The 3,233-nt window shown below is 69.9% G+C and carries 4 protein-coding genes; all 4 read right to left on the minus strand.

What is annotated here, in order from left to right; all coding sequences use genetic code 11:
- Positions 1-912: 2,3-bisphosphoglycerate-independent phosphoglycerate mutase (gpmI, locus tag VF794_RS37295; RefSeq protein ID WP_331118045.1), on the minus strand; the 912-nt coding region annotated here is incomplete at its 3' end.
- Positions 913-974: 62 nt separating this feature from the next.
- Positions 975-2,099: an RNA ligase RtcB family protein gene (locus VF794_RS37300; protein ID WP_331118047.1), complete on the minus strand. Its 1,125-nt coding sequence runs from the start codon at positions 2,097-2,099 to the stop codon at positions 975-977.
- 52 nt (positions 2,100-2,151) lie between these two features.
- Positions 2,152-2,616: a 23S rRNA (pseudouridine(1915)-N(3))-methyltransferase RlmH gene (locus VF794_RS37305; protein ID WP_331118052.1), complete on the minus strand. Its 465-nt coding sequence runs from the start codon at positions 2,614-2,616 to the stop codon at positions 2,152-2,154.
- A complete protein-coding gene (rsfS, locus tag VF794_RS37310) occupies positions 2,613-3,143 on the minus strand; it encodes a ribosome silencing factor (protein ID WP_331118050.1) in 531 nt (176 codons plus the stop codon). The genes VF794_RS37305 and rsfS overlap by 4 nt, the downstream gene beginning before the upstream one ends.
- Positions 3,144-3,233 lie beyond the last annotated feature (90 nt).

The following is a 3,233-nucleotide window of genomic DNA, read 5'->3' on the forward strand; positions in this document are numbered from 1 at the left end:
GGGCAGGTTGTACGTCTCGTCGTACTGGGTCAGGCACACGTAGCGGCCCACGTGCAGGCCACCGCGGTCGAACTCCTTGAAGGAATCGAAGGCGAGCGCGTGCGTCAGCTCGCGGGCCCGGTCCGCGCGGAAGTTGAAGAACATCACCACGTCCCCGTCCCGAATGCGGCCCACCGGCGTGCCGTCGCCGTGGGAGATGACGGTGGGCTTGATGAACTCGTCCGTCACCTTCTCCGCGTAGGAGGCGCGGATGGCGGAGATCGCATCGGGGGCCTTGGGGCCCTCGCCGTGGACGATGGCCTCGTAGGCGAGCTTCACCCGGTCCCAGCGCTTGTCCCGGTCCATGCCGTAGTAGCGCCCGCCCACGGTGGCGATCTTCCCGGCGTGCGTCTCGCGGAGGAACTGCTCCAGCTCCTCCACGTAGCCGAGCCCGCTCTGGGGCGGGGTGTCGCGCCCGTCGGTGAAGGCGTGGACGTAGACGTGGGCCACCCCGCGCTCGTGCGCCGCCTTGAGGAGGCAATAGAGGTGGTCCATCGACGAGTGCACGCCCCCGGGGGATACCAGCCCGAGCAGGTGGAAGGCCTTGCCCTCCGCCTTGGCCTTGTCGAGCGCGGCGCGGATGACGGGGTTGGCGGCGAGCTCGCCGGATTCACAGGCGCGGTTGATGCGCACCAGGTCCTGGTAGACGATCCGGCCGGCGCCGATGTTGGTGTGGCCCACCTCGGAGTTGCCCATCTGGCCCTCGGGGAGGCCGACGGCCAGCCCGGCCGTCTGGAGTTCCGTATAAGGAGTGCCATTCGTGAGCGCGTCGAGGTGGGGGGTGCCGGCGAGGGCGATGGCGTTGTCGTCGCGTTGCTGGCGGACGCCCCAGCCATCGAGGATGCAGAGCAGGACCTTGTGGGCGGGTTTCATGGGGGAAACCTAAGGTCGGTTCCCCGAGGGGGAGGGGACAAGGGTTGCTCGGCTGGTGGGGCTCAGTCCCGCCGGGCGCGCGTCTTGTAGGTGAGCACGGGGGCGAGCGTCGCCACCACCCGGACGAGCCCGGCGTCCACCAGGTCCCGCACCACGCGGTCGATGACCTTGTACGCGGGAGGCGCCTCCTCGAAGAGCAGATCCCGATCCTCGCAGATGACATGACTCTTGAAGGAGGTGCGGGTGAGGGCGTCGGGGGTGAAGCGCTCGCGCATCCGCTCGCGGGCGCTGGAGCGGGTCCACTTGCGGCCGGCCCCGTGCGCGAGGCTGTGGGCATGGTCGGCGCCGTCCCCGGTGGGCAGCACCAGGTAGCTCAGCGAGCCGCGGCTGCCGGGAATCACCACCGGCCCCTGGTCCGAGGGCGCCGCGCCCTTGCGGTGCAGCCAGCACGTGTGCCCGTGGAGATCCTTCGGGGTGACGCTGTTGTGGCAGACGTCGAGCACCCGCCGCCCCGCCGCGCCAATGCCCTGCATCATGCGCCCGGCGATGGTGGCGCGATTGGCCCGCGCCCAGGCCACGGCGTGGTCATGCCGGGTGAGGTAGCGCCGCGCCTCGTCCGTGTCCTCCGCGAGCCCCCCGGTGCGGTGCCGGTCCACGTGCGCTCGCAGAATCGCCTCGCCAAACCCTCGCGAGCCCGAGTGGACGAGCAGCAGGAGCCCGTCCGTGCCCAGCTCCAGCGAGGTGAAGGTCTTCGCGTCGTGCACCGCGTCCACCCGCTGTACCTCGGCGAAGTGGTTGCCACCACCCACCGTGCCGAGCGCCGCCTCGAAGCCGCTCGGCTTCACCCCCAGCCCGGCGAGCATCGCGTCCGTGTCGCCCGCCCACGGCCCTTCCAGGTCCAACCGCGCCGCCCAGCGCTCCGGCTTCACCTTGCGCGCGGGCAGGTCCAACCGCCACAGCCCCATCCCACAGCCGATGTCGTTGCCCACCAGGAAGGGATAGAAGAGGCCCTCGGAGGCGAACGCGGCCCCCACCGGTGCGCCCTTTCCCGGGTGCAGGTCCGGCAAGCCCACCGCGGAGCGCATGCCGGGAAGTCGTGAGGCCGCCTCGAGCTGGCGGATGGCTTCGCCCTCCACCCACGACTGGGGCGAGGCGATGACACGGACGTGGGGAGCGGGCGAATTCATGCCCCCTCGGACGTGCGCCGTCTCCTCCGCCTGACGAGGGCCGCCTGGCCGCCTACTTGTGGTAGGGCTCGCCCTTGAGGATGGTGAAGGCGCGGTAGAGCTGCTCCACCAGCACCACCCGCGCCAGCCGGTGCGGCAGCGTCATCTTCGAGAGCGAGAGCGTCAGGTCCGCGGCCTGCCGCACCCGCTCGTCCAACCCCTCGTCCCCGCCGATGATGAGCAGCAGGTCCTTGGCGCCGTCCTGGGCCCGGCCGACGTAGCGGCTGAACTCCACCGAATCCAGCAGCTTGCCCCGCTCGTCGAGCGCCACCAGCAGGTCCTGCGGCTTGCGGCGCGAGAGGATGGCCTCGGCCTCGGTGGCCTTGGCGTCTCCCGCCTTGCCCTTCTTCCCACCCGCCTCGGGCAGCTCGAGCAGCTCGAAGCGGGTGTAGTGGATCAGACGGGAGGCGTACTCCTGGACCGCGGGCTCATAGAGGCCCGAGCGGTCCTTGCCAATGGAGAGGACCCGGACCTTCAGGCCACCTTCTCCCGGGGCGCGTCGGCCCAGAGGCCCTCGAGGTCATAGTGCGAGCGCGCCTCGGTGAAGAAGAGGTGCGCCACAACCTCGCCGAAGTCCAGCAGCACCCACTGGCCCGTCTCCATGCCCTCGTGGCCGATGGGGCGCAGGCCGTCCTCCTTGAGCTTGGTCAGCACGTGCTCGGCCATGGCCGACACCTGCCGGTCGCTCTCGCCCGAGGCCACCACGAAGTAGTCCGCGTAGGACGTCATCCCGCGCACGTCGAGCAGGAGGATGTCCACCCCCTTCTTGTCCGAGAGCAGGTTGGCCATCTTTCGCGCCAACGCATGGGCTCGCGGATTCTCCGCCGGGGCCCCGGCCGTCAGTGCCCCGGGGGTTAGCGCCTTCTTCTTGGTGGTCTTCTTGCGGACGGGCAGCTTCTTCGCCGTCTTCTTCGTCGCAAGCTTCTTCCGGGCGGCAGGCGCCTTCTTCGTCGCGCTCTTCTTCGCCGCCGTCTTCTTCTTCGTCGCTGTTTTCTTGGTCGCCATACGTGTCCTGTGGGGCCACCCTAGCGCACCTGCCCCTCCCCGTGGATGACGTACTTCTGACTCGTCAATTCTCGCAACCCCATGGGCCCG

The sequence above is a fragment of the Archangium sp. genome, assembly GCF_036389735.1.
In the GTDB taxonomy this organism is placed as follows: domain Bacteria; phylum Myxococcota; class Myxococcia; order Myxococcales; family Myxococcaceae; genus Archangium.